This window comes from Pedobacter faecalis, from assembly GCF_030182585.1.
Taxonomy (GTDB): Bacteria; Bacteroidota; Bacteroidia; order Sphingobacteriales; family Sphingobacteriaceae; genus Pedobacter; species Pedobacter faecalis.
The window spans coordinates 597,924-624,069 of the sequence record NZ_JARXOW010000001.1; the positions used below are offsets into that span (position 1 = coordinate 597,924).

Annotated in this window: 23 protein-coding genes and 1 other RNA gene; 4 read left to right on the forward strand and 20 right to left on the reverse strand. The window is 45.5% G+C overall.

Annotated features, from left to right (window positions below; genetic code table 11):
• The first annotated feature begins 30 nt into the window (after window positions 1-30).
• Window positions 31-528 carry a DinB family protein gene (locus QEP07_RS02630; protein WP_285008404.1) on the forward strand — a complete coding sequence of 166 codons (498 nt, stop codon included), beginning with the start codon at window positions 31-33 and terminating at the stop codon, window positions 526-528.
• Here QEP07_RS02630 and QEP07_RS02635 read toward each other — a convergent pair.
• Window positions 510-1,505, reverse strand: coding sequence for a helix-turn-helix transcriptional regulator (locus QEP07_RS02635; protein WP_285008405.1), 996 nt, complete (start codon window positions 1,503-1,505; stop codon window positions 510-512). The genes QEP07_RS02630 and QEP07_RS02635 overlap by 19 nt on opposite strands.
• Window positions 1,506-1,576: 71 nt before the next feature.
• Here QEP07_RS02635 and rnpB point away from each other — a divergent pair.
• Both rnpB and QEP07_RS02645 read left to right on the forward strand, forming a co-directional pair.
• An RNA gene (gene rnpB / locus QEP07_RS02640) (RNase P RNA component class A) lies at window positions 1,577-1,962 on the forward strand.
• Between the two features lie 65 nt (window positions 1,963-2,027).
• Window positions 2,028-3,443, forward strand: a complete 1,416-nt coding sequence (locus tag QEP07_RS02645; RefSeq protein ID WP_256005762.1) for a sigma-54-dependent transcriptional regulator — start codon at window positions 2,028-2,030, stop codon at window positions 3,441-3,443.
• A 14-nt stretch (window positions 3,444-3,457) separates the two neighbouring features.
• On the opposite strand, the gene QEP07_RS02650 is transcribed toward QEP07_RS02645, so the two are convergent.
• From QEP07_RS02650 to gatB, 4 genes are all read right to left on the reverse strand, one after another.
• Window positions 3,458-4,180: an RluA family pseudouridine synthase gene (locus QEP07_RS02650; RefSeq protein WP_285008406.1), complete on the reverse strand. Its 723-nt coding sequence runs from the start codon at window positions 4,178-4,180 to the stop codon at window positions 3,458-3,460.
• A 49-nt stretch (window positions 4,181-4,229) separates the two neighbouring features.
• Window positions 4,230-4,919: a response regulator transcription factor gene (locus QEP07_RS02655; protein WP_256005758.1), complete on the reverse strand. Its 690-nt coding sequence runs from the start codon at window positions 4,917-4,919 to the stop codon at window positions 4,230-4,232.
• Between the two features lie 100 nt (window positions 4,920-5,019).
• The gene (locus tag QEP07_RS02660; RefSeq protein ID WP_285008407.1) at window positions 5,020-6,126 is read right to left on the reverse strand and encodes a redoxin domain-containing protein; all 1,107 of its coding nucleotides are present in this window, start codon (window positions 6,124-6,126) and stop codon (window positions 5,020-5,022) included.
• 21 nt (window positions 6,127-6,147) lie between these two features.
• Window positions 6,148-7,611: an Asp-tRNA(Asn)/Glu-tRNA(Gln) amidotransferase subunit GatB gene (gene gatB, locus QEP07_RS02665; RefSeq protein ID WP_285008408.1), complete on the reverse strand. Its 1,464-nt coding sequence runs from the start codon at window positions 7,609-7,611 to the stop codon at window positions 6,148-6,150.
• A 96-nt stretch (window positions 7,612-7,707) separates the two neighbouring features.
• Here gatB and QEP07_RS02670 point away from each other — a divergent pair, with 96 nt between their 5' ends.
• Complete coding sequence (locus QEP07_RS02670) at window positions 7,708-8,037, forward strand: hypothetical protein (protein ID WP_256005752.1); 330 nt, start codon at window positions 7,708-7,710, stop codon at window positions 8,035-8,037.
• 51 nt (window positions 8,038-8,088) lie between these two features.
• On the opposite strand, the gene QEP07_RS02675 is transcribed toward QEP07_RS02670, so the two are convergent.
• From QEP07_RS02675 to QEP07_RS02745, 15 genes are all read right to left on the reverse strand, one after another.
• Window positions 8,089-9,249, reverse strand: a complete 1,161-nt coding sequence (locus QEP07_RS02675; RefSeq protein WP_285008409.1) for a TlpA disulfide reductase family protein — start codon at window positions 9,247-9,249, stop codon at window positions 8,089-8,091.
• A gap of 7 nt (window positions 9,250-9,256) precedes the next feature.
• On the reverse strand, window positions 9,257-10,369 hold the full coding sequence (locus tag QEP07_RS02680) for a TlpA disulfide reductase family protein (RefSeq protein WP_285008410.1): 1,113 nt from the start codon (window positions 10,367-10,369) through the stop codon (window positions 9,257-9,259).
• A 32-nt stretch (window positions 10,370-10,401) separates the two neighbouring features.
• A complete protein-coding gene (locus QEP07_RS02685) occupies window positions 10,402-11,943 on the reverse strand; it encodes a PKD-like family lipoprotein (RefSeq protein ID WP_285008411.1) in 1,542 nt (513 codons plus the stop codon).
• 36 nt (window positions 11,944-11,979) lie between these two features.
• Window positions 11,980-12,669, reverse strand: coding sequence for a DUF4843 domain-containing protein (locus tag QEP07_RS02690; protein WP_285008412.1), 690 nt, complete (start codon window positions 12,667-12,669; stop codon window positions 11,980-11,982).
• Window positions 12,670-12,688: 19 nt separating this feature from the next.
• Complete coding sequence (locus tag QEP07_RS02695) at window positions 12,689-14,173, reverse strand: RagB/SusD family nutrient uptake outer membrane protein (protein WP_285008413.1); 1,485 nt, start codon at window positions 14,171-14,173, stop codon at window positions 12,689-12,691.
• A gap of 11 nt (window positions 14,174-14,184) precedes the next feature.
• Window positions 14,185-17,664 carry a SusC/RagA family TonB-linked outer membrane protein gene (locus QEP07_RS02700; RefSeq protein ID WP_285008414.1) on the reverse strand — a complete coding sequence of 1,160 codons (3,480 nt, stop codon included), beginning with the start codon at window positions 17,662-17,664 and terminating at the stop codon, window positions 14,185-14,187.
• A 168-nt stretch (window positions 17,665-17,832) separates the two neighbouring features.
• Window positions 17,833-18,840: a FecR family protein gene (locus QEP07_RS02705; RefSeq protein WP_285008415.1), complete on the reverse strand. Its 1,008-nt coding sequence runs from the start codon at window positions 18,838-18,840 to the stop codon at window positions 17,833-17,835.
• Window positions 18,841-18,938: 98 nt separating this feature from the next.
• A complete protein-coding gene (locus QEP07_RS02710; RefSeq protein ID WP_285008416.1) occupies window positions 18,939-19,529 on the reverse strand; it encodes an RNA polymerase sigma factor in 591 nt (196 codons plus the stop codon).
• A gap of 160 nt (window positions 19,530-19,689) precedes the next feature.
• Window positions 19,690-20,886, reverse strand: a complete 1,197-nt coding sequence (locus QEP07_RS02715; RefSeq protein ID WP_285008417.1) for a DUF5005 domain-containing protein — start codon at window positions 20,884-20,886, stop codon at window positions 19,690-19,692.
• 16 nt (window positions 20,887-20,902) lie between these two features.
• Entirely contained in the window at window positions 20,903-22,198 is a 1,296-nt protein-coding gene (locus QEP07_RS02720) for a S41 family peptidase (protein WP_285008418.1), read from the reverse strand.
• Window position 22,199: 1 nt separating this feature from the next.
• Window positions 22,200-22,928, reverse strand: a complete 729-nt coding sequence (locus tag QEP07_RS02725; RefSeq protein WP_285008419.1) for an HmuY family protein — start codon at window positions 22,926-22,928, stop codon at window positions 22,200-22,202.
• Between the two features lie 72 nt (window positions 22,929-23,000).
• Window positions 23,001-23,711 (reverse strand): hypothetical protein, encoded by a 711-nt coding sequence (locus QEP07_RS02730; RefSeq protein WP_285008420.1) that lies wholly within the window; start codon window positions 23,709-23,711, stop codon window positions 23,001-23,003.
• A gap of 80 nt (window positions 23,712-23,791) precedes the next feature.
• The gene (locus tag QEP07_RS02735) at window positions 23,792-24,562 is read right to left on the reverse strand and encodes a hypothetical protein (RefSeq protein WP_285008421.1); all 771 of its coding nucleotides are present in this window, start codon (window positions 24,560-24,562) and stop codon (window positions 23,792-23,794) included.
• A 3-nt stretch (window positions 24,563-24,565) separates the two neighbouring features.
• Window positions 24,566-25,372, reverse strand: a complete 807-nt coding sequence (locus QEP07_RS02740; RefSeq protein WP_285008422.1) for an HmuY family protein — start codon at window positions 25,370-25,372, stop codon at window positions 24,566-24,568.
• 107 nt (window positions 25,373-25,479) lie between these two features.
• Complete coding sequence (locus QEP07_RS02745; protein ID WP_285008423.1) at window positions 25,480-26,142, reverse strand: HmuY family protein; 663 nt, start codon at window positions 26,140-26,142, stop codon at window positions 25,480-25,482.
• Window positions 26,143-26,146 lie beyond the last annotated feature (4 nt).

Consider the following 26,146-nt stretch of genomic DNA (forward strand, 5'->3'; position numbering starts at 1 on the left):
TTGCTGTGTAGAACTTAAAAACATAACATTATGAACAACACAGTAGAAGCAAACAGCACACAGGCACAGATTATCAGTTCATCAGATCTCTTGAGACATTGGCAAGGACACAGAGGCCTTACCCGCCGGGTGATTGAAGCATTTCCAGAAAAGGATTTTTTCACATTTTCCGTTGGAGGGATGAGAACCTTCTCTCAGCTTGCTTCTGAGTTATTGGCTATTGGCGCCCCGGCGATGAAAGGAATTGTAAACCGTCAGGTTGAGCCATATCAGGAACATACGGAACAACTGACCACAAAAGCCCAGTTTCTCGACAAATGGGATGAGGCAACTGAAGAAATCAATAAATACTGGGCGCAATTAAAGCCTGAAGACTTTAACGAAACCTTCAATCTGTTCGGTCAGTATGAATTTCCGATTATTCAGAACATCTTGTATTTCATCGATAACGAGATTCATCACCGCGGTCAGGGCTATGTTTATTTGCGGGCACTGGGCATAGAGCCCCCCTACTTTTGGGAAAGATAGTTATTTATGGAGGCCAGCGGATTTATTTTGGCATATATTTTTTCCATCAGTTCCAAAACGCTGTCCTTTAAACTTTCCGGTTCCAGTATTTTAGCACAATCGCCGAACATCATAAACCAGCGTGAAAATCCATTTTCTATGTGATGTGTCAAAAAGGTCATTTCAATCTGATCGCCTGTCAACTTTTCCGACACAAAACCATGGTATTTTTTCTCGTGTTCCAGATGTTTGGCGATCTTTTTATCTACCAGGATCCTGACACGGGTTGTCGGGATCTTTTCTTTATCGTTTTGCAGGTAAACCTCTAAGGGTTGATGCTGCAAGGTAAACGGCCTATCGGTAACGCGAATGGAATGTATGCGGTCGGCCCTGAACTGCCGGTAATCATTCCGGAGATGACAATACGCGAAAGTGTACCAATTGTTATTTTCATGAAAAATGCCGACCGGTTCAACAACTCTTTCCATGGGCTCCGCTGCTTCAGCCGGCATATAAAGAAGGTATACCTGTGTTTTTTCGGCGATGGCTTTAAACAATATTGAGAGCGAGTTTGGCGCCTGCTCATGGAAAAGCTTTTCGGCGGGCTGCATCAGCACGTTGGATTCAATATTGGAGATCCACTCTTTATCTGTGCTCCTTAATACGGCTTTCAATTTAAACGCAGCAGACGCATAGTGCTTCCCAAGTTCTTTATCCGTAAATTTTTGCATGAGTTTTTCGGCTGCAATAAAGCTACCGGCCTCCTCACGGGTAAACATCACGGGCGGCAGGCGATAGCCTTCAAGCAGCGAATAGCCGATTCCTGCCTCGCTGTATATGGGCACACCCGAAGCCTCCAATGTCCTGATATCCCGGTAAATGGTTCTGAGGCTTACTTCGAAGCGATCGGCCAGGTCCTGAGCCCGCACAATCTTTTTCGACTGTAACTGGATCAGAATGGCCACTATTCTGTCGAAACGTTTGGGGCTGTCGTCCATGATGATGTTCTTTTAGTCAAATATAATGGCTTCGGGCAGATATGTGATAAATTACTTCTTATCTTTGCCGCGATGCAAGCCGTTCTGTCGCTGTTCCGGTAACGGAAAAGAGGAAAGTCCGGGCAACAAAGGGCATCCCGCTTCCTAACGGGAAGAGGTTTGGGAATGAAGACCTGAATTATGGAAAGTGCCGCAGAAAATACACCGCCGATGGCCGTAAGGCACAGGTAAGGTTGAAAACGTGAGGTAAGGGCTCACGGTGCTTTTGGGCGACCAAAGGTTACGGTAAACCCCGGGAGTTGAAAGACCAAATAGGCTAACGCAGTAGGGCTGCCCGTCCGATGTTAGTGGGTAGGTCGTTTGAGGTAAATGGCAACATTTATCCTGGATAAATGGCAGAAAGTTTATCTCTGAAAAGGATGAACTACAGAACCCGGCTTACAGGCTTGCATTTTTTAAAAAAAACAAAAATTCCGATGAAAATAATATATTAGCACCGGTAAAAAGCATTAGCACACATATATGGCGAGATTGTTAATTATTGATGACGAGCGGGCGATTAGAAGTACGCTGAGGGAGATTCTGGAATACGAAAACTATGAGGTTGAGGACATTGATAACGGAATTGAAGGTCTGGAACTCATCAAAAAGAAGAAGTTTGACCTTGTGCTTTGCGACATCAAAATGAATAAAATGGATGGTATGGAGGTGCTGGAACAGGCACTTGCATATAGCCCTGACCTTCCATTCATCATGATCTCCGGTCACGGTACGGTGGAAACCGCTATTGAGGCGAGCAAGAAAGGGGCGTTTGATTTTATCTCTAAACCACCTGATCTTAACAGGTTACTGATTACGGTAAGGAATGCGCTGGACAGAGGTACTTTGGTATCGGAAACGAAGGTCCTGAAGCGTAAAGTAAGTAAAACCCGGGACATACTCGGAAACTCCGAGAACATAGCGCGGATCAAAGATACCATAGATCGCGTAGCCCCTACCGATGCGCGGGTACTGATTACCGGGGCAAACGGAAGCGGTAAAGAACTTGTTGCCCGTTGGCTGCATGAGAAATCGAACCGTGCTGATTATCCGCTTATAGAGGTTAACTGTGCTGCTATTCCTTCCGAACTTATCGAAAGTGAGTTGTTTGGCCATGAGAAAGGATCTTTTACCTCTGCAGTAAAACAGCGCATTGGGAAGTTTGAACTGGCGAATGGTGGTACGCTTTTTCTCGATGAAATCGGCGATATGAGTTTATCTGCCCAGGCCAAAGTTTTACGTGCCCTGCAGGAGCATAAAATTACCCGTGTAGGTGGCGAAAAAGAGCTGGATGTAAATGTAAGGGTGCTGGCTGCGACAAATAAGGATCTGTTAAAAGAAATTGAAGACGGCAATTTCCGGATGGACTTATATCATCGTTTAAACGTTATTAACATACATGTGCCACCGCTGAATGAGCGTGTGGAAGACATTCCTGAAATTGCCCAGAGTTTCCTTGAAGATATCTGCAGGGATTATGGTATGCCTGTTAAGAAGATCAACGAGAGTGCTATGGCGGCACTGCAGCGTCTTCCCTGGACAGGAAACGTCCGCGAGTTGCATAACATGATAGAGCGTTTGATTATTCTTAGTGATAAAACGATCACCGAGCATGATGTTATAGCCTTCGCCAATCCCGGCGGGGGAACGAATATTGGCGCTGTCCATAACGGTCACGTTCATGCTGGCGCAAATGGCAGCAGCAACGGACACGCCGTTGATTATGACAAGTTTAGCAATTTCCAGGATTATAAAGACCACGCGGAAAGGGAGTTTATCAAATTCAAGCTGGAAAAAAACAACTGGAATGTATCTAAAACCGCTGACGATATTGACATTCAGCGCAGTCACCTGTACAGCAAGATTGAGAAATTTGGTTTAAAGCGAACCGCAGAATAAATTAACCACGCTGGTTAAATATCGAACTTATCGAGCAGTTTAACCAGCGTTGCAAAATCTTTAGGATATGGCGCATCTATAGTGATATCCTTTTCATCTAAACCTTTGAATGTTAAATACCTTGCATGTAGTGCGAAGCGCTTCATAATGGGCTGCTCCTCTTCCTCCTTAGATAGGCGGTATCCTTTTTTGATAGAAGACAGAAACACAGGCGTTCCCTTATACATGTGATCGCCCACAATCGCCGCCCGCTGTGTTGCCAGGTGAATACGAATCTGGTGCATACGGCCGGTAACCGGTTTGCATTCTACCAGTGTGTAGTGCCGGTAGTTTTTAATGGTGTTAAACCAGGTTTCTGCACGCTTTCCTTCCCTCCTGTCGATGGTCACGTTTTTATTGCCGTCGTTAAGAATAGGCAAGTCCACCAGTAGATCCTTAAAACTATATTGTCCGCCAACAACAGCGTGATATACTTTACTGACCTTCCGCTTTTCGAATTGGATGGATACATGACGATAAGCTTCCGGGGTTTTAGCGATCACTAATGCGCCAGAGGTCTCTTTATCTAAACGATGCGCTACTTGTGCGTCAGGCACATATTGCTTTGCTAGCCGAAGTATGTTAACATCGCCTGAGCCGCCTCGCTCGTCGAGCGATGCTACAAAGGGGGGTTTATTGACAACAATGTAATCATCGTTCTCAAACAGGATCAAATCTTTAAAAGAAGGGTATTTCAATGGCTTTTCGTTTGCCGCAAAATTAGCTAAAATAGCGGGAAACCGAAACTTAAGCCAACTCGAATTTGTAGCCTACGCCTTTTACGGTAGAAACGTACGATTCGCCGAGCTTTTCCCTGAGTTTACGAATATGAACGTCGATGGTACGATTAGTTACCACTACGGAATCTTCCCAGATATTCTTCAATATCGATTCCCTGGTATAAACTTTTCCGGGTTTTGAAGCCAGCAGGTAAAGAAGTTCGAATTCTTTTTTTGCCAGCACCACCTTCTGCCCGTTCTGGTACACCAGATATGCCTCCCGGTCTATAACAAGATCGCCTATCTCCACTTTGTTTTCAGAAAGTTCCTCTGTGCCGGCATTTCTCCGCAAAATGGCGTTAATCCGGCTTACCAGCGCCCGTGGTTTGATGGGTTTGGCGATGTAGTCGTCTGCCCCCACATTAAAGCCAGCAATTTCAGAATACTCTTCGCTCCTTGCTGTAAGAAACACCATAAAAGTGTTTTTGAACTCCGGTATAGCGCGCATAAGTCTGCAGGCCTCAATGCCATCCATCTTAGGCATCATGATATCTAGGATGATCAGGTCCGGGTTAACCTTCTTGGCTACGGTAATCCCTTCCTGCCCGTTACCGGCCGTGAACACCTGATAACCTTCCTTTTTCAGGTTGTACTCTATCAGCTCCAGAATATCCGGTTCATCATCAACGATCAATATCTTTTGCTTCACAACACTCATAACTTTAAATATTTGTTACGAAAATAGGTATTCGGTTATAATATTAGGTTAAGTGTGTGTTAACAAATTGTTAAAGCATAAACTACCGTTAACAAGCTTTTTATAATGTCTTGCTTAAAAAGGCTTCCAATTCAGCACCTTTCAGATTCTTGGCAATGATTTTCCCATTTGGATCCAACAGGAAAGAGCTTGGGATGGAGTTGATCTGATACATGCGCACTACAGGACCCTCGAAATCTTTCAATTCCCCTCCATGAGTCCAGGTAAGGCCATCATCTTCGATAGCTTTCTTCCATGCGATCGCGTCTTTGTCGAGCGAAATGCCCAGAATCGTAAAATTCTTGTCTTTATACTTGTTATAGGCCTTCACCACGTTAGGGTTTTCCTCGCGGCAAGGCATACACCAGGAAGCCCAAAAATCTATAAGCAAGTATTTACCCTTGAAATCGGAAAGTTTAATTTGTTGGCCGCCTTTGAGCGCGGGAAGCGTGAAGTCTGGCGCCTGTTGCCCCACCTGCACCTTTTTCAAGCCTGCCATCTTCGATACAAAGTCGCTCACCACCTGGTTCCCCTTAAAACGATCCTTGATGTCATCGGCATAGGCAACCATTTCGCGTTCATACTCGGCCGGATTTAACATATTAATAGCGAAGAAGCCGGCGAGTGATTCAGAATTCTCCTGAGCAAATTTTAAAACGGCCTTATTCATTGCCTCAACTTCTGCCATATAAGCAGGGCGCATTTGCTCCATGATCATGTCGCGCTTATCGGGCTGAGCCTCTACGTTCTTGTCGAACTGCTGCTGGATGCGGTTTATTTTAATGACGTACTCATTCTTCGTTTTATTCAGCTCATGAAGTTTCTCGGCTTCGCGTGCGCCGGAAACATTATAAGTTAGTGAGGGATCCGCGAGGTCGGCTTCTATTTCAATATCATCGCCATTTTTTGCGATCAGCAGATATTCATTATCTCCGGCAGCCACCCTAAAAAAATCAGCCTCCGGCGATTCATGTTCAAATTTAAATTCACCTTTCTCGGAAAGTACCGTAGAGTCGACCGGCGTGTTGCTATTTTGCCGAAGGCCGTATAAATAAACTTTTCCTTTAAGGTCTACATTCTTAAAAGTGCCGCTGATCGTAAAGCTGTCTTTGTTTTTGCAGGCCATAAAAGCCGAGCAAAGCATAATGATATATGATAATCTTTTCATTGGATGAAGATATTATTGGGATTAGTTTAATTTTTCCTGTAGCAATTGATTTACTTTTTGCGGGTCAGCCTTACCCTTTGCGAGTTTCATGACCTCACCTACAAACAGTCCGAGCACACCCTTCTTACCCTTTTTGTAAGCCTGAACCTGTGCCTCATATTTCTCCAGTACCAGATTTACATGAGCGGCCAGTTCGTCCACATCGTTCGAAATCAGCAGATTTAACTGCGCTGCAAATTGCTCCGCATCGGCTTCGGGTTTTCCATAAAGAGCGGGCAACAATTGCTGTAAGGCAACCTGCTGGGTGATCCGTTTCTCGTCTACCATATTCACAAGATCTGCCAGTTGCTCCGGAGTGATCTTAAACGCAGCGATGTCGATTTGCCGCTCGTTCAATAGAGCTCTTACTGCACCTACAAGCCAATTTGCTAAACTCTTAACGTTATTTACATGCGTTATTGCATCGTTAAAATACTTGAGCAGATAAATGTCTTCCGCAATCAGCAACGCATCTGCCGCCGCAACACCATGTTCCTGTACCAACTGCTTGCTTACTGAAGCAGGAAGGGCGGGCATGTCAAACATTATCTGCGCCAGCCACTCTTCTGATATATGTATCGGGGCCAGGTCAGGATCAGGGAAATAGCGATAATCATTGGCTTCCTCCTTGCTCCTCATTGGAGCAGTTGTGCCCTTATCAGCATCAAAATTTAACGTACTCTGGACGATCTTTCCCCCTGCGCTGACAACGGCCGTCTGGCGTCCATACTCAAAGTCTATCGCTCTTCGCAGGTTTCTTATGGAGTTCAGGTTTTTCACCTCACAGCGGGTACCGTATTCCAGGGTACCAACAGGGCGTATAGAGATGTTTGCGTCACAGCGCAGACTTCCCTCCTCCATATTGCCATCGCTGACATCAAGGAAGCGCACCAGTTTCCGCAGTTCGGTCAGTAAAGCCGAGGCTTCTTCAGATGAACGGATATCCGGCTCGGTAACGATTTCAATGAGCGGCACGCCGGCGCGGTTCAGATCTACAAATGAATAAGCATCATGCTGGTCATGCATACTTTTACCAGCATCCTCTTCCAGGTGTATCCGGTTAATACCGATCCGCTTCTCCGTACCGTCACCCAAGGTTATGTTTAGAAACCCGTTCTGGCAGATCGGTTGGTTATCCTGTGTGATCTGGTAACCTTTAGGTAAATCTGCATAAAAATAGTTTTTCCTGTCGAAGTAATTAACCGCATTGATGCTGCAGTTCAGTGCAAGGCCCATTCTTACGGCTTTAGCCACAACCTCCTTATTCAGTTTTGGCAGCGCACCTGGCAAAGCAAGTGATACAGGCGAAATATTGGCGTTTGGTTCAGCGCCGAAAGCAGCACTGTCTGACGAAAATATCTTTGACTTTGTATTGAGCTGTACGTGTATTTCCAGGCCTGAAACCAATTCGTATTCAGATATAGAAACTTCGGGTGGTTGACTCATTTATGGCTAGCAGTTACTTATCAATTGAAATTTAAATATACAAACATAACCATTTGAAGCGTTATAAGGATACACAAATACTAAAACCATGAATCTATGAAACGATTAATTTTACTGGTGGCTCTCGGATTTGCATCCGTCGCCGCAACAACAACCGCCAGCGCGCAGGTCAGTGTCAACATCAACATTGGTGCGCAGCCAAGATGGAGTCCCGTTTATTATGAAACCGTGGCCTACCGACCAGTTTATACACGGCCAGTGGTATATACCCGACCTGTCGTTTACACGCGTCCGGTAGCTACGCATTACGTCCGGACGGTTAAATACAAATCACAGCCAAGCTGGAAAAGCTACAAGAAGTATACAAAGAAACATCATAAACATCATGGCAAGCGTCACCCACATCATGGCAGGCATCGCCGTTAATGAAAAATGGGCGGTCAAATGACCGCCCATTTTTTTGATATTGCACCTCGACTATTTCATTAACTCCCTGACTTGTGCAATAGTTACATTTTCCGCTACAACGGTACCTTTTTCATCCAGAAGGAACATTGCCGGAATCGTTCTGATCTTCCAGGCTGCTGAGGTTGCACCCTTGTCCAGAAAACTTGGCCAGGCCAGCTGTTCTTCTTTTTCAGCTTTCAGCCAGTCGGCCTCCTTCTTGTCAATAGACAGACTTACAATTTGCAGTCCCTTCGCGTTCATATCGGCATACAGAGACTTCAATGCCGGGATTGACTTGCGGCAGGGCTGGCACCATGACGCCCAGAAATCGACCAAGGTATATTTATTACCTTTCAGCAACTGACTCAGATCAGCGTCTTTCTTGTCATTGGTCATCGCTTCAAACAGCGGAGCCTTCTCACCTAAGAATCCTTTAGGAAACAATTCATCTTTTATCTTCTGCCCATAGTAGCTTTCCTGCGCTGTCTGCGACAATTTATTGAAAACAGGTTTCTGTTCGGGCGTGAAATACGAGTAAGCGTTTAACATCAGAAACGCACCCCACCAGCTGTCTTTGTTGGCCGTAATCAGAGAATCAAAAGTCACCTCAACTTTATCAAAAAAAGCCTTCTCATCAGCTTCAAACTTTTTATAAGCTGCAGTCTTATACAAAGAATCAAGTTTTACTGAATCTTTGGCCTGTCTGGCCGCACTAACCTGCTTCATGATAGCCTCACCGCGACGGTTATAATCCATATGATCCTGATTGAGCTTTTCCCGGTAGGAAGTCTTTTTCAGGTATTCCTCATGGAGCTTGCTCCCGGAAACCTTAAGATCCTGCAGATCAAGAAACTTGTTGTTATAACGTTCTGCGGTACTCCCAGTAGCCGTAATAGTGATGTTGCTGCTGTTGTCGACCATCACCTGGCATCCCCCGTAATGGCCTTTCACCGAAATTCTAAACAGCCTCGGCCCCGGTATGCTGCCGCTGAAGCTGAACTGCCCGCCCTTCAAAACGGCCGTAGCCACAGGCTTCTCGTCGTCGTGCGTTCCGGAAGGAATAAGTTCCAGCACAGTGCCATCCGCCAAACCTGTAAACTTTCCTTTAATCGTATATCCTGGCGCTGCAGATGACGCGATCAGATTGCATAAAAGCAACGCGAAAATGCCCAATAATCTAAATAATCTCATAGCTGAACTAATTAAAAAGTGTAGCAAGTTTTTTCTCCAATGCGTCTCCCCTAAGGTCCTTGGCGATAATTTTCCCGCTGGCATCTACCAGGAAACTCATCGGGATGGATTTTATTCCATATTCTAAGGCCAGGTCGCTCTTCCATCCTTTTAGATCTGAGGCATGAACCCAATTCAACTTGTCCGCTTCAATCGCGGCCAGCCACCTGTCTTTCTTGTCATCCAGTGAAATACCGATGATCTCAAAGCCTTTATCATGATATTTCTCATATGCCTTGACCAGATTCGGGTTCTCTTTGCGACACGGACCACACCAGCTTGCCCAGAAGTCAACGAGCACAACTTTCCCTTTAAAATCGGCCAAAGACACAGCTTTGCCGTTTTTGTCGGGCACGGAGAATTGAGGGGTAACTCCAATACCGGTTTTAGCATTGATCTTGATTGATTCACCCAACTGAAGTCCGTAATAAGAGTTCTTAGCCTGCGGCGCCAACGCTGCATAAGTGCTTGCCGCTTTTTCAGGGTTGGGATAGTTTACGAACCGGTCGATGATAATATAGGGAAGCACAGGCGAAGCCGGGTATCTCTTTACAAAAGCCTCCACAGAATCGATCAATCTTTTGTTTAACTGTTCAAATCCGGCATCGACGACAGAACGGTCGGCGGGTTTACCGGTCGATTTTGAAAGCTTATCCAAACTATCCGCCTGCTTATACAACACACCCGCACGAGACGTTACAGCTCTCCATGCAGACGCCCATTCCGTCCAAACGCGGTAATGCTTTGCACCGGTTACTTTAGCTGAGGTCATGTCATTAAAATTTGCGGATATGCTGATGTTTTCCTTCAGCCCAACGGGTATACTGAGAAATCCACTCTTCCCGAACCGCAGGTAGCAGATCAGCCCGTCTGGAGCTTCCCCTTTAAAAGAGAATGTGCCATTTGACGCCGCAACCGAGTCCTTAATCTGCTTATCGCCGTAGCTGGCATTTAAATAAGCCATGCCGTTTCCCAAGCCCTCAACCCGACCGGTAATTTTGTAAGATGCAGTTTGTTGCGCATTTGCGGTAACCGCTGCCATCATACATATAGCAACGGTTAACAATTTTCTTGATCTCATATTCTTTTTGGATGATTTTATTAAATGCATGATTAATACTTATAAGCCATATCCACTATTCGAGCAAAATCCGTAACCACTTTGGTGTAAGATCCGATACCTCCCACAGTATTTATGGCGAAGTAGTATACCTTACCTTGTGTCCCATTCCAAGTAGCTACAGCAAGTTTAGCTCCGGCGCGATCGACATAGTCTCTCGCATATTTAACACATGTAATATTCTCACCAGTTGGAAAACTATAAGTTTCAACTACAGTATTGGAGCTGGTCTCGTATCTCGACAAAACGTTACCGTTGCCATAGTAAATATGAGGCGTGCGGGTAGAACCAGCTGCTGCACTGAAGTTCAGAATACCGGGTGCATTCATTTGTGTCTTACCGAGTGTAATGATCGGGGAAGCAGTAGTGTTTTTTGTCTTGTACCGCAATAGGAAAGGCTGATTGTTAGCGTCTTTCATGATCGCATTATAGTCGTGCGCCACATCAGCAGAATCCTGGAAAATCATGGTCATGCCAACATCGTTCATATCAAAAACACTGCTCACACCCGTGCTTGCTCCCGAAGGAAACGCTTCAAGCGTACCTGCTACCGGAGTCGGGTTGTACGCCTGTATCCTGTAAAAACGTTTATCAGTATTATCGTAAACAATAGCCGGGAAAGTCTCGCCCCCAACCACAAATGGAGCAAGTGAATAATTCCTGTTTCCCTGTGGATTGAGTGCGATGTCGCCCCACTTTTTAACGCCGGGGAAACCACCTACGAGGTTGCTGTGCAATTTTCCATTATTTATTGCTATCCCGAGCGAAGGAGAACGTACCCCACTGTAGGTATACTGGCTTGTCCAGGTCATTACAGTCGGATTAATTACAGAAGGCGCACTAAAGAACAGAAAGCTGTAATCAAACTTCTTAACCATCGTCAGGTAATTATATTCCTGACTACCCTGATCGGCCAGAATGTACATTCTTTTACCCGTTGCAGAAATATCATCCGTAACGGGATAGGTCGTGATCTCAAGCTTCCGCGGACCAGTAATGGCAGATGTATTACGGTCGTTATAGATTCCGTGCTCAGCAGTATAATCTGTGAAAATGAAAGACAGATCGCCTTTGCCCGCCTTATCCTCAAGCACCATCCATCCGGTCGCGTATTTATTACCTACCAGGACGCTGTAGTTCAGGTAAGAGCTTACTCCGGTTTGTTTGTCGGTAGCACGTAATCTAATAATAAAAGGTTCGCCTAAAGTAAAAGTCTCGGGCTTAACGACAATCTTCAATTCATGTCCGGTGGCAATCTCCTCTCTTGGGGCGGCCAAACTTACGGCCCCATTGTTATTGTAAAGAAGCCAGGTAAATTCCACATTGGAAATGTTTTCTGCCAGGCTCTGAGTTAGAGCGGGTTTAAGCTTTAAGCTATCTCCCTGAAAAATTGTCATTTGAGTGGCTGACTTTGGATCGCTCAAACCTATCTGATTAACCGGCTTTATATCCAGATTACTGTCATCTTTATAGCAGCTCGTTAAGGAAACTATTCCCAAACCGATTACCGCTAGGTTCTTATATATTGCATTCATTGTATTTGCTTTAATTGTATTTCTGCTTAGACTATATTATGGGAAAAATACCTGCTGCCCGAACTCATCTATCAGAGGTCCGTATTGCTGGTTGTACTCAAGCAGGGCATTTCTTGCCTTTTGGGATAAGAAGCGGGAATCCTGAGGCAGAGGACCTGCGTTCCAGTTCGTCTTACCGGTAGCAGTGATCAGGAAACGGAACTTTACCTCAGAGTAACTTCCAAAATAGGCCGACCATGTTGTCTCCCAATTAGTGGGTTTAGAAAGAATGTCGGCCAGGGTGAACTTATACCGAAGTCTGTTAGGATATCCGGGCTTAAAGTCGCTGTTTTCAGATACACGCAACGTTGCCGTAAGCGTACTGTCTTTTAGCCCTGGTTTCCGGTAAACATAAATAGGAACCCTTGCGGTAAATTGATTGGCTTTGACTATAGCACTACCAACCCTATAATGGTATCCTGCTTTTGCAGAACTTGCCTGCGTGGGTACCAGATTAATCGTCCGGTCCCTGTCGGCTGCCTTGCCAATAATTCGAAAGTTTACGAAGATAGAATCGGTCACCACACTAGCCGGACTCGTTGCAAAAGTATAGTCTGTACTGTCGGGAAATGACTCTACATAGACCAGATCAGCCTGGTTAAACAACAACTCTTCATTCTTTGCGCAGGATGCCATGATGCAGACAGGCACCATCAACATCAAACAATTTTTTAATATCTTTTTCATTTCTCTTGTCATAAAATGGTTAGTTGCCCTCAATTCCAAATTCCAGTTCATCATTCGGGATCGGGAAAACGTATTTAGCAGTCGACATAGGATTTGATATCCCATCAGGCAGCGTGGTAACATTCATACGTTTGTAGTAATACCATAACTGACCCTCTGCGTAGAAATCCTTCCGATATTCAAACTGAATTTCCGCATCAAGCGCCGTCTGGGTAGCAGGCACGGGCAATTCCGGAATCAATCTGCTGGTACGTACCTCGTTTAGGTAAGCGGTCCCTTCAGCCAATGTGGGTGCGGCCTCGGCAGCGATATAATACATCTCTGAAAGTTTAATAAGCGGTACAAGGCGCTGCTTCACATTGGTCGGCGCATCGCTCCAGTATTTCTTGGTATACACCGTACTTGCTGCGATTTCGTTCCACAAACTCTTAGAAGCACCAGGTCTGCGCACATCGGTACCATAACCCACAAGTGAAGCCTGGTAAGTCGCATCCAGTTTAGCGCGCGTCGACCACAAATCTGTAGTTTCTCCTGTTGCGTTAGAGTTCTTAAATAAATCGTCCGCAATCGCTTTCATGCCCGAAACATAAATTGAAAAAATATGTTCCGTACTGAAAGTAAGGTCAGAATTAACGGAACCTGCATCTGCATTTATTTCAGCCGAAGTGATAAATTTAAACTTATCGCTGTCAATAACCTCCTTGGCATACTTCAATGCGTTTACCTTATCACCCTTATACAAATAAAGCCTGGCAAGTAATGCTTTTACAGCCCAATAGTTCATATGATTTTGTCTGTATTGCAAAAAGAGGTCAGCATTAGTACTTCCCTGATTGTCTTTTATCTGATCGATCGTTTGGTGCACAGACAATAAGCGTTCAGCCTCCTTAAGATCTGCCTCACATAGACCAATCACCTCTCCAAGCGAAAGTCTGGCCTGAGATACCACAGTAAAATCTTTCATATAAGCAACCGAAGGCTTACCGGCGTTGGCACCACCATCGTAGCGTTCAGAAAAAAGCCTGGCAAGGTCAAAATGTTGGTACGCACGCATTGCCAGTGCCTCACCCTTGATGATGTTTTTTGTGTTTTCATCAAGTACACCAGCGCTCTGGTCAATATTCTTAAGCAGGAAATTAACCTGTGCAATATTGGAATATTGCTTTTTAAACATGTTAGCGATCATCGTCTGTATCTCCGAATCGGCATAGTTATAACGCGCTAGTTTACCAATGGTGGTTATTGTAGACGACTTATTTTCGTAGCGCTGAGCCATGATGTCAAGCATATAAAAACTGAGCCACGAACCGTAAGTTTCCCTCGACGCAGCCCCCTGATAGACGCCAAACAAGGCATCAATATATCCCTGCCTGGTGCTAAACTGCTTCGTTTCTTTCACTTGGGTTTTAGGATCTACGTCTAACCATTTCTTGCACGACGACAGGCAAATCATCATGGCAAACAGATAAATCGGAAATAATGAAGTAATTTTTTTAAATCTCATGATATGTCTATTTAGAAAGTGGTCTGTAATTGTAAAGTGTAGTTATGCGCAAAAGGATAATCCAGACCCCTTTCGCGTTTAATACTGGAGGCACGGAAAATATCACTTCCAAAAAGAGTTACTTTAGTGTTTTGCAGACCTAAACGTTTGTTCAGGTTGTCAGAAAAACGATAGTAAACAGAAACGCTTTCACCTGCGATGAAATTGTTCTTTTGAACAAAACGCGAAGTTGTATACGTAATCGGTGCATTAACGTTATTCGTATAGTTTACAATACCCCTATAGAAAGAAACATCCCCCGGTTTTTGCCATCTTGATTCGTACACCCTTCTGTCCACATTATACAAAGCCACGTTAGCATTCTCTACACGGTCAACCAACGTCTGATTATAAGTGTCGCCACCGAAATCAAAACGCAGGTAAATATTAAATCCAATGCCCTTCATTTCAAAGTTTGTACCCATGGTTCCGTTGATCGTCGACGTCTTGTCCCCCGCGATGATCTGATCGGCGGGGTTATACGCATTCACTACAGATCCATCCCTGCTTAGAAACAGCTCGTTTCCGGAAGCCGGATCTATACCAAGTGAAGGTACAGCCCAGATCACGTTTACAGATTGGCCTTCCGCATACTTCGGCAAAGGTACTGTCGACCGCGAAGAATTTGCCCGCTCATTTAATGCCTTAATGGTAGATGATATTTTTTCTATCCGGTTGGTTACATGAAAAGCATTCACAAATACCGACCAGTTATTGCGGTTGCTTGGGTTTGCAAGTATGTTAAAACGGCCATAAAGTTCGTATCCTTTATTTACTACATCACCCATGTTGTCGTAATAGCCCGCAAAACCAGTAGAAGGGGCACTGGTGATAAATGCAATACTTCCTTTTGTTCTTTCAAGGAAATAGTTAGCATTTAACGTAAACCTGTTAAAGATAGTCAGGTCAATACCAATGTTTTGCTTCAAGGTCTTCTGCCATGCCAGCATATCGTTACCATAGCCGAGTAAATATGAAGCAATCACTCCGCGATATTCCCTGTCGGTATAATACTGACTGGTGGTAATACCCTTATAACTCTCGAAACTTTCTGAACCAGTAGTACCAATGGTATACCGCAGGCGGGCATCATTGATTACAGCGTGATTTTTCAGGAACTCCTCATTGGTAAGGTTCCAACCAGCGCCCAGCGACCAGAAAGGTGCATAGCGTCTGTCAGTTCCATACAGTGATGAACCGTCTAGACGGAAAGTCGCATCAAACAGATAACGGCTGTCGTAGTTGTAAGCTATCCTGCCCAGCGTACCAAAAGAACGCGTTATACTCTCCGTTCCTGAGGGCTTTTGATTGGTTGGGTACTGGTTACCCAAAATGAACTGATCCAGGTTAGGATTTGGAAAACCGATCACACGTACCGATTGCGTATTATAGTTAACCTCTTTGATGTTCAAAGTTGCCGAACCTGAAAGGAAGTGTTTTCCGAAGTTCTTGTTGGCTTCACCAGTCAGGAATCCCTCGATTCTTTGCAGATCCCCTGTTCCTTTGGTGTAAGAGCCCTTCTCAAATGTTGGAATGTTTGCAAATGAACTATGTTGAGCAGGAAGGAAAATGTCCGAGTCGTCGTTCTGCTTTGTGTAAGACAAACGCCCCGTCAAACGAAGCCATTCTTTGGCCTGCCAGCGAGTTTCAAAATTATTCGTTACACCCCGATAACCTGTGCGATCTGTAATGTTCAAAGAAGCGTTGTAAAGTGGGTTAACCGGTCGGCCTACATAGCCGTTCAGGTTATCATAAAAATCCTGGTTTGTCACACGCAAACCGGTAACCGGGTCTATCACCTCTTCCAGATAAACCTTTAAATTCCCATTAGCATCGTAAGGGCTCCAGTAAGGATTTAGCCTGGTATATTGCGTAAAAGAACCATATGGCGAGTTTGCAGCATCATTAAAGAACAGGGTCAGGTCGTTTCTGAATTGAAAGTTCTTTAGTCTGTACGAGAAGAAAGAGTTGCCAGTAGTGGTCTTTCTGTCAGACCCCTTCATAACGCCCGTTTTCTGATCGTAAGTAAGGTTAAGTCCGTAAGTCACAGCTTCAGCGCCGCCCTCTACATAAAGATTATGTTTTTGACCTATACCCGTTCTAAGTGGCTTAGCTATCCAATCGGTATTTACGCCTGAACGAACAGCAATCAGCCTGTTTTCGCGAACAAGATCCAGTGCATTTTGTGTGGTGTTAAAAGTGTTCTTAAAGAAGCCGCTTCGGTCTTCCAGCTCGAATTTTTCCGCTGCATTCAGAAGATCATAGCCTGTCAGGTCGGGCGCTTCCAATTGCGTGCTACCATTATAGGTAAATCTAAGTTTACCCTCAACTGGTCTTAATTGTTCGATAACTACTACGCCATTAGCTCCTCTCGAGCCATAAATAGCAGTAGCACCAGCGTCCTTTAGTACTGTTACACTGGCAATCCTGTTCATATCAAGGTCATTGATACGCTGAAGAGTCGTTTCAAAACCATCAAGGATAAATAAAGGCGCGTTAGGGGCCGACTGGTAGTTAAACGGATCTGCTGCTCCTTGCTGCCTGATATCGACTAACGTATTTCCACCCCGCAAAACCACGTCAGGAAGCACGTTTGGATTCGATCCGATGTTAAGATTTTCCGGAATCTGGAACGAAGGGTCGAGCGACTTCAAAGCACTCAGCACATTATTATTACTTACTCTCGAAAGCTCCTGAGCGTTAAATGTACGAGCTGCACCGGTAAAGGTCGATTTGCTTTGGTTTACTATACCAGTTACCACGACGCCTTTAAGCGACTGAGCAGATTCCTCAAGCCGGATCTCCAGCACAGGCTTGGTTACAGTTACCTCCTGAGTTTCGTAACCGATATAACTCACCAGTAAAACAGCCCCTTGTGAGGTCATTATTCTGAAGTTACCTCTGGCGTCTGTCTGCGCGCGGGTATTGGAATTCTTTACCGATATGGTGGCTCCGGCAATGCGGTCCTTAGATTTCGCATCGAATATTGTACCTGTGATCACCGTATCCTGTACCAGAATCTCGCGGAAAGACCGCGAAATACTCTTCTGCGTCGCTGCACTCTTCGTAATTAAAATCCGGTCATCTACCTGCCGGGCAGTTAGATTAGAGCCCTGCAGCAACTGCTTCATCAGGTCTTCAACACTAACAGAAGCCGAATTATATGTAAGGCCATCAACACCCTTTACATCAGAGCTCCGGTAAAGAAATCTGAAGGGCGTAGTTTTTTCGATCTTCTTGATCGCATCTATAAGGCTTTCATCCTCAAGTTTAATACTTAAGGTAACCGCATTCATCGCCTGGCCTTTCGCGCCGGAGGCGGAGGCAAATTGTAATGAAAGCGAGAGGATAATGCCGATGAGTAAGGTTATACGCATACAGTGAATTAAGAAATGGTGGTTTGTCAGGAACAAAGAATTCCTGATTCTTGCTGCATCTGCAGAAAAATTCATATTTTCGAATTTATGTGATTACTAAACGTTTGCTTGGAATTACATCACGGGCCGCTATCCTTGATAGCAACAGCCCGGAGGGTAAGGCTCATCTTTTGATACTCGCAATATCAGCAGATTACCTTACCCTTCTTTATGTCGAATTTTTTGAGGCTAAGTAGAATTTCTTCATGTACTTGTTGGTTTTAAAGGTTGAATTGATATGGTTTTAAGCTCTTTATTGATGCTATAAGTTGCCATTAGAAACTCACAAAAACTCTTCATAAAAGAGTCTGGAGACTCATTGCTACGCATTGAGTAGGTAAATTTTTGCTTCCTTAAATCCGGATCACTTACCACAATCTTATATCCGAATTGCTCCTCCAGACGCTGAACGGCATCTTCCAGTGAAATATCATTGAATTCCAGATCCTGCTGTCTCCAGGCAAGTTCCTGCTCCGCGTTTACCTCCTGTCTCAGAGTTACCCGGTTATCTTCTCCAAATACAAGCTGCATATCTCTATGCAAATAAGTAACCTGGCGGGATACGGTATTTTTCACCTCCACCTTGCCCCGTATCACATTAACCTTGACCGTCTTACTGCCGGCAGAGGTCGTAATATCAAAAGCAGTACCCAGCACTCTCGTGAGAACGTTGCCTGTGTGAATTATGAATGGCCTGGACGGATCATGGGCAATATCAAAGTACGCCTTGCCTTCTAACCTAACTTTCCGGCCGGATGCGCCGTTAAAATCAGAAAACAACGTAAGACTACTCCCCTTGGCCAGTATCACCATACTGCCATCAGGCAATTTCATCATGGTATTCTCTACGTCAGAGGCTTTAAGCAATTTAACTTCAGCTTTTCCGGGAGCGGCAAGTGTCGATTGTTCTTTAACAGAACTGGGTGCACCCTTCTTCCAATCCAGTTTGTATGTAAATAATACGGCAGCCGCAAGTGCTGCTGCAACGGCCGACCACTTGAGGATCCGCATTACGCTATACCGCTCAACAAGAGACTTCTCAGACAGCTCGTTCCACATTTCTTCCTTGACTTTTGCAAGCTGTTCCTCTGAAGGGCGCTGACCATTTTTTAGCTGCGACAAGTACCAGCCTTCCAAAAGTGCACGCTCTTCATCCGTGCATTTGCCTGCCGCATACTTCTCTAAAATATCTTTAAAATCGGGTTTCTTCATTTAGGTTACACATAAAAAGCTATTCGCCTTTCCTATATGTCGGTTGTGCGCCGCTTTGGTAGTAGATAAAGTTTGAAAAAAAATCAATTTTTTAATGCTCACCTGAAATATGCCGCAAAAAAGGCCAAAACGAGCATATAATAGTTCTGAAACTTGGGTCTTAGCAACTTTACCGCATTGCTGATTTGCTTTTTAACCGTCTTATCCGAAATATTTAAGGTTTCGGCAATCTCCTTGTGAGACATTTCACCCTTCCGGCTCAGCAAAAACACTTCTCTCATCTTTTCAGGCAAATTATCAATTTCCCGATCCATCTCTGCCCTGATTTCCTTTTCTATTAAAGCATTGTCAGTACTGATATTACCCGCCTCTACATAATTATTAAATGAGTCAGCATAGTTGTCGCGCACCTTTTGTCTACTCATAGCGTCAAATACCTTATACCTTACGGCACTGTACAAATAATTCGATAAGGAACCAGTGATCTCTATAGACGGACCCTTGGCTAAAAAAGACATGAAAATTTCCTGCACCACGTCCTTAGCGTCATCCCCGGACCTAAGCACCTTACTTGCCGCCACATATAGCAATTGCCAGTAGCGTTCATAAATTACATTGAAAGCAAGCTCATCCCCGGCCTTCAACCGGGATAGAAGTTCAAAATCACTAATGTTAGCTTTATCTTTCATTTTCCAAAGGGAACCCTCACTCCCGTTGTTATCAAGTAAAACATTATACGTTGCGGTGCGACCGATATCCTAAAGTACGACTTTTTCAGATAATTAATACACAACCGAACAATCTGGGGCAAAGATATAAAAATCTACAGTATTAGTAGACTTTATTTTACTATTCAGCCTGATCCTTAAACCTCACCCTGATAAACCTTGGCCTGTACATCTGCGGATCATCAGCGAGGTCTTTTAAAAAATCAAAAGAGTTCACATTATAACTAATCAAAAGCTCTGCCGGAGCAGACAAATGCGGATACGCTTTAGCATTATACACAAAATAAGACTTCTTGGTTAGTGCCGGGCTACAGTCATACAACCTTATTATAGGTCCAAAGGGCCCTACTGGTGTGTCTCCTATGCGCATAGCAACATGACGGCCCATGCCTCCCTCCTGAAAAACCAATGCGTATCTTCCATCCGGTAGCGCTGATACGCTGAGTTCGTTAGAAACCCTGTCGGTAACCGGGGCCGACTTCATCATATCGGTCTGCCAGGCATTGCCGTCCCAAAACCGCCAGCGGTTATAACGTTCAAAATCTTCCGGTTTCACGCGCGCCACGAGCATTTTCTTAGCCTGACCCCTCACACCGTATACATAAACATAGCCATCCGGGGCCGGAGCGCCAGCCACTTTGGTGTTCACGTAAATTCCGGCGCCAAAGGAACCCATCTCACCTGTCTCCTTCGAAATAAAAAAGGGCGTGTCTTTCTGATCGTACCAGGAAGACTTAAAACTGCCATGCTGCGTTTCCACTGCACCAATTGCTGAAGGATCTATCTTCAACAAGGTGTTTCCGACTTCTTCAAAGCCAAATGTACCGTCAGATACCTGTTTCACCCGATAGCCAAAAATAAACATGCGGTTCAGCGCCGTATTAAAAAAACCATCGCCCAGCCAGAAATAGTCGGTCGGACCAGTCTTCGGCGTTTTCGGAATAAAGACGGTCTCTGCTTTTCCGTTTGGATGCTTGTCCCAATAAAAGTTCAGACTATCGCCGACTGGCTTCTGGCCTCTCATGATTGCAAAAGAGTTATGGACCATTACCGCACCGGGAGCCATTTTACCCGCTGTAATTTCACCCACCATGCTGTCGCTGAAGATGAACATGGTTTTTGCAGAAGCGCTACCGCCAGATTCCGAACCGTTGAAGGGTATCGCGTAAATACCGTCGCCGCCAAACCAACCCTTGGTGCGGGTAAACAAGGCCGACCATTCGGGAGCTTCTTCAACCGTAAATTTCAGATCAGATTGTGCACCTGCCTCAGAAAACACCAGGAAGCATCCACAAAAAAGAGACAAAATTCTTTTCATTTATTCCATTTGCTTGCTAAAATGCCAAACTAGGAATAAAATCCCTTACACGGGGAACGAACCAGCGTCTAATTTTAAATCTTTTACGCAGCATGTTAGGATCTTTAAGAAAATCTATAGCCTTAAGAGGACTTGCTCGTACCGTGCGTGTCATCCTTATCCTGCCTTCCGGTCCATCGCCGGTTAGGGCGCCAACTTTATCCAGCACATCCCCTGCATTACTGCCCAACTGCTCGTCGCTAGCCTCAATATCTGGTGTAAAACCTGAAAAATATCCTCCCTTTCCAGCGGCGTTATAAATCAAGAAGCTCGGCACATGCAGCGTATAGCGATCTACAACTATACCGAAAGAGCCTACCGGTTTCCCATAAGTCTTTGTCCCTATCAGGGTGACCGGAACATAGGGCTTCATCACATTAATCAACAATTCACTGGCCGATGCGGTGTTTTCATTCACAATAAAGCACAGCCTTTTTAAGGATGTCAGCGCGCCTTTCTTTTGGAAACGGATCGTATTGGCAGCAATGGAGAAGTCGATGTCCGCATACGTTGCAGGCCGGCCGCCAACATAAACAACCCTGCCGTTTTCATCTTTGTATAGCTGATGCTTTAAGATCTTTGCCCTACCCGACTGCATTTCAGTGTTAAATTCTTGTGTATACATCGTCTTTTCGTTCATCGATGGCAGTGCAAGCAAATCTGCAATATACTCTGCCGTCTCCGTATATCCGCCCATGTTCCCCCGTAAATCAATGATCAGGGAGGTGATGCCCTGTGGCTGCGCAAAGAGCTCAAAAGCTTCATCCAGCAAACTGGTCATTGACGATAACACATAGAATTGGGTAAACCTGAGGTAACCAATATCGCCCTGTCTGACTGCTTCCAACTGGCCTGTGGCCGATAATTCGTCAGACTGCCCATTGGCAGCCGCCACCCGGCCATAACCATCGCTTTCCTCGATGAAACTGTATTTAGAAAAACCCGGCAGTGCGGTATACTCGTAGGGTTTTGAAGTAAGCGGATTCACAGCATAAGTCGTCAGGTCAAACACCGTCTTTTTCAGATTGAGGAGCTCCGACGCGGCAGCCGAATGATATTTCCTGGGATTGAATGCGCGATAGTCCGGCAACGCTTCATGCCAGACATACACATGCCGGGCATAAAGAAAAACAGAGTCCAGCGTTAGTTCAGCGCGAGTTCCTGAGGCGGGCGATTCCAGCTCCGGCTCAGCTACGTCTGGCTTTCTGCAAGCCGCAATGCTGCTGACTGTCACCGTCAGCAGCGCAAACTTTAGCCAGGCGCAAAATTTCATGCTATTTCGTAGTCAGGTCCTTACTGCCTGCCTTACTAATGAAGTACCTGAACGAACAATACCCCAGCTTGTCGGCAATATGATCAGCAGCAGTCGGATTGGTCAGTCCCCCTTTATAATTACTCTGATACTGAAGTTTAGCATAGCGTCCATCCGTCAATTTAATGATCAGGGTCTTGTTAGGATAAGGCACACTATGCGTAGCAAAGCCTTTTTCATCGTACATATAATTGGCCCAAAAGAAAGGCTCTTCCGGCGCTCCCGAGCTTCGTATACCAAAAGCAAGCTTACCGGTCTGGTCAAACTGATCGTCGGCCGGAGGTGCCGTAACATCATCGAAATTTTGCGTTACAAAAGCAATAACTGCCCGGCCAGCACCCTGATAATATGGTGCATCCGTGTTGGTTGTCTGTCCTGTGTTCGCATAAATGTTCGCTGCGTTTGCAAGCGTGAATGCGATGTCCCATTCATTGGTCTTCACCTTTTCCGCATCGATGATCTTCATCCCCTCCAGCGAGAAATACACAAAAGTCCTTCTGCTGCTTTCTATTTTAAGATCCTTCACGTTAACGATCTTCTTTTTGTCGATCGTTACCCATTCGTTCACAATAACCTCTTTAGGCTCAGGTTCGGGGGCAGGCTTTTCAGGCGCCACGTCGTCGTCTTTACACGCGTTCAGGCAAAATAACAATAGTACAGATGATAGCAGGGTGTAGTGGTTAAATTTCATGTTTAAAGAATATTTATATGAAAAACTTTATTCAGCAAGTGCTTCGTTAGCCGCTGTTAATTAAGATTTAAGTTAAATTGGTGTATACCTAAACTTATAGTAAGGGAAATCCGTAGCCATGATCGGCGAATCAGGCGTTCCATCCTGATAGATGCTCTGAATTTCGATTTTGAAATAGTCGCTGCCGCTCTTATAAATCAGCGTACGGCCGCTTAATGGAGACACAATGTGAACGGCAAAGTTGTAATTGTACCAACCCGGACCAGTGTACCGCGTGGTTGGAGGTACCGGGTAATTGATCGTGTTTTCCTTACCTATCACAGATTGTACACTATCGGCATGAAAATCAGAACGCGTTACGCTGCAATAGGCCTTATTGATATAAGCCAGCTCACCATCAGGTCCTGCCGAAATGTCTCCATTAGCCGTACCGGTAAAGCGCAGATCGTAGAGGGATGACGTACCCCCTTTGTTATCAAACAGGTTAAAGTAGTAGGTTGTTGCCCGGTCGTGCGGATCGGAAGGTGTAGGGTTCACCGTTCCCTGGAAAAAATTAAGAACGTGGTACGACTGGCATTCCACATTATTCGCATCACGCGAAATGGTGCCCCCACCATCGGTAATGCTAACCGGGCTGGCGCCTGGCGTTATGGTTACCGCCTGCGCACCTCTGAGTTTCAGTTTAGCGCTTTCGGGAGCATCCGCAGATTCCTTTTTGCAGGATGACAAGACAAGAAGGCCAGCCACAACAAGCATGCTGCCTTTAAAATAGTTTTTTTTCATAATTTTGTGTTTTTACTGGTCCTGGCAGCGTGTAGACCTGAGAAATTTAGACGCTGCCATACCAAATCATTAATAAGGGATTAATTGGTGGATATATTCCGGCTGCCCGGCGTTTGCTGAATAAAGTATCTGAAATTGAGGAAGGGCGCCAGCGTCTTCGCATTAGGGTCTTCCCACCAGGGAGGCGTTCCCGGATTATCTTTGTACAGGTTCACCAATTGCATTTTTACATATCGGTTATCCCTGAGTTTAAATACCAGCGTATTGTCCTTATGCGGATATAAGGCGTGCGTACCCAGCCTGTAGAAGCCCCAGCTCAGAATTGGCGAGAACTCGTCCAGTGAAACCGGTATCAAACTTCTGATGAAAGCTTCGGCAGGTGCTTCTTTAAGCGCATCAAAAGCAGTAGCCACTACTTTGATCTTGCCCTCGCCCTCCTGCCAGTCAACCGTCGTAGCGTTCGAGTGTACAGACGAATTATACATGTCATCAAAATACACATGCCAGTTTTGGGCCGACGACCAGGTATAGCGTACATCCACAGCGCCGTTATGGTTGTCGCCTAAAATGGCCGAGCGTGTGTCAAAGTTAAAACCTATAGGCCGGTGCCCGTCTGAGGCGCCCTTGCCAACATCCGGGGCCGGAAGGTTCACTACATACACCACCTGGTATTTCTCGTCCAGGTATACATAGTCAGATATCTTCTTAACCCTTGCAGGCACCCAGTTCGTGCCCGCAAGCTTGGCCGTATCGGGAACCTGAGGACCCTCCGGATCATCATTATTCTTTGCGCAGGATACCATAAGCGTCACTGCCAATATCGCCACCAGGGCAACCCTAATCTTGTTCATGGTTTATTTAATTTTTGTGAAGTCTTTCAACCCGTCTTTCAGGATCGTGTATTTAAATGTGATGTACGGCGCTTCAGACTGCAGTGTCGGACTCGTCGGACTGCCTTTATAAAAACTGTAAATAATCAGTTTGGCATAGTTACCCTTGGCCGTTTTCACGATAATGGGCCGTGGCAAATTGTATACAATGTGCGCCCGCTCCTTATCACCCGGAAACATTGCGCCGTAAAAGTCGTAGAAAGCATAACCATTGCCGCTGCCAAGGAAGTGGTCCAGGCTCAGGTAGCCTGCGCTGAGCAACTGATTGTCGGCCACCGGTACTGTCTTCACATTATCGTAAGCCTCATCAAGCAGTGACTTGTCGATCGGCACCTGCTTAGGCTGATGCTTTTCCTGGTCGTAATATCGGGCTTCAACGGAGGGGTCAATGATCAGGTACAAGCCTCCCCGTGCAGGACTGCCAAAGCCAGGACCCTTAGTCCCGTTCTCAAAAGCAACCTCGCCATGATTGGCCCACATGCTGCTGTTATATATACTGGTGAAAGCAATATCCCACTTGTCGGTAGCCGCATAAGCCTCCGGCACCGGCCTGCCATCCTCCAGACTGTAGTACACCGGCTTAAAAACACCATCGCCAGTGCTCATGCTGGCTTCCGTGTCTCCAATCAGCGTCGCCGTATACTCGCCGCTGGCGGTCACGGTAGCTGCTGGCAGCGGAGGCAATTCTTTTTCAGGCGCGGGGTCGTCCCCCTTGCTGCATGACAGCAAACCCATCATTAGCCAGCAATAAAAAGCGTTAGATATTTTCATGTTTTATTTAGAATGATTTTAAATAATAGCAAATATGACAACTATCTTCCACATAAGCCCTGATAAAGGCTTACCATTTCGGGATTATAAATGGCGATTATGGGATTCTATTTGGTACTCAGATCGCGGCTCCCATCTGCCTGCACATAATATCTGAAAGTAAAGTAAGGCGCAGGCCAGTTCAGGTCGCTCACCGTCGCAGGTGCCCCTTTATACATACTTACCATTTCAAGCTTTGCAAACTTACCTGACGCGGTTCGCAGCACAAACGTTCGGTTTTTCACAGGTACCGCTATGTGGGTCTTCAGGTCATAAAAAAACCAGCCTATCCCATTTCCAGAATCCCAGCCAAAGCTGGGAATCCCCTTTGTCTCAAAATCAGCATCGGCCGGAGCCTGCGATACTTCTGCATAAGGCTGCTCAACAATCAATATTTTGCCCCTGGCCGCGCCATCAAAACCCGGGGTTCCTTCGTGCAGACCGTTGTTGATCACGATAAGCGAGTTATACTGCTCCGTAAAAGCAATATCCCAGTCGGCCGTTTTAACTTTAGACCCGTCCACCTTCAGGCCTTGCTCCAGCGAGAAGTAAAATGGCTCAAAAGGTTTACCGCTGCTTACGGTGTTGCCCACATCTCCGGGCAGATCTTTAATCACCGTACTCTTCGTATCTGCCAGTTCCGGTTTTTCATCCTTCTTCGTGCAGGCGGCCATCAGCCCGGCCAGGGCCAACGAGCACACCGTCAAAGCCATATATCTTTTCATCATCATTGTA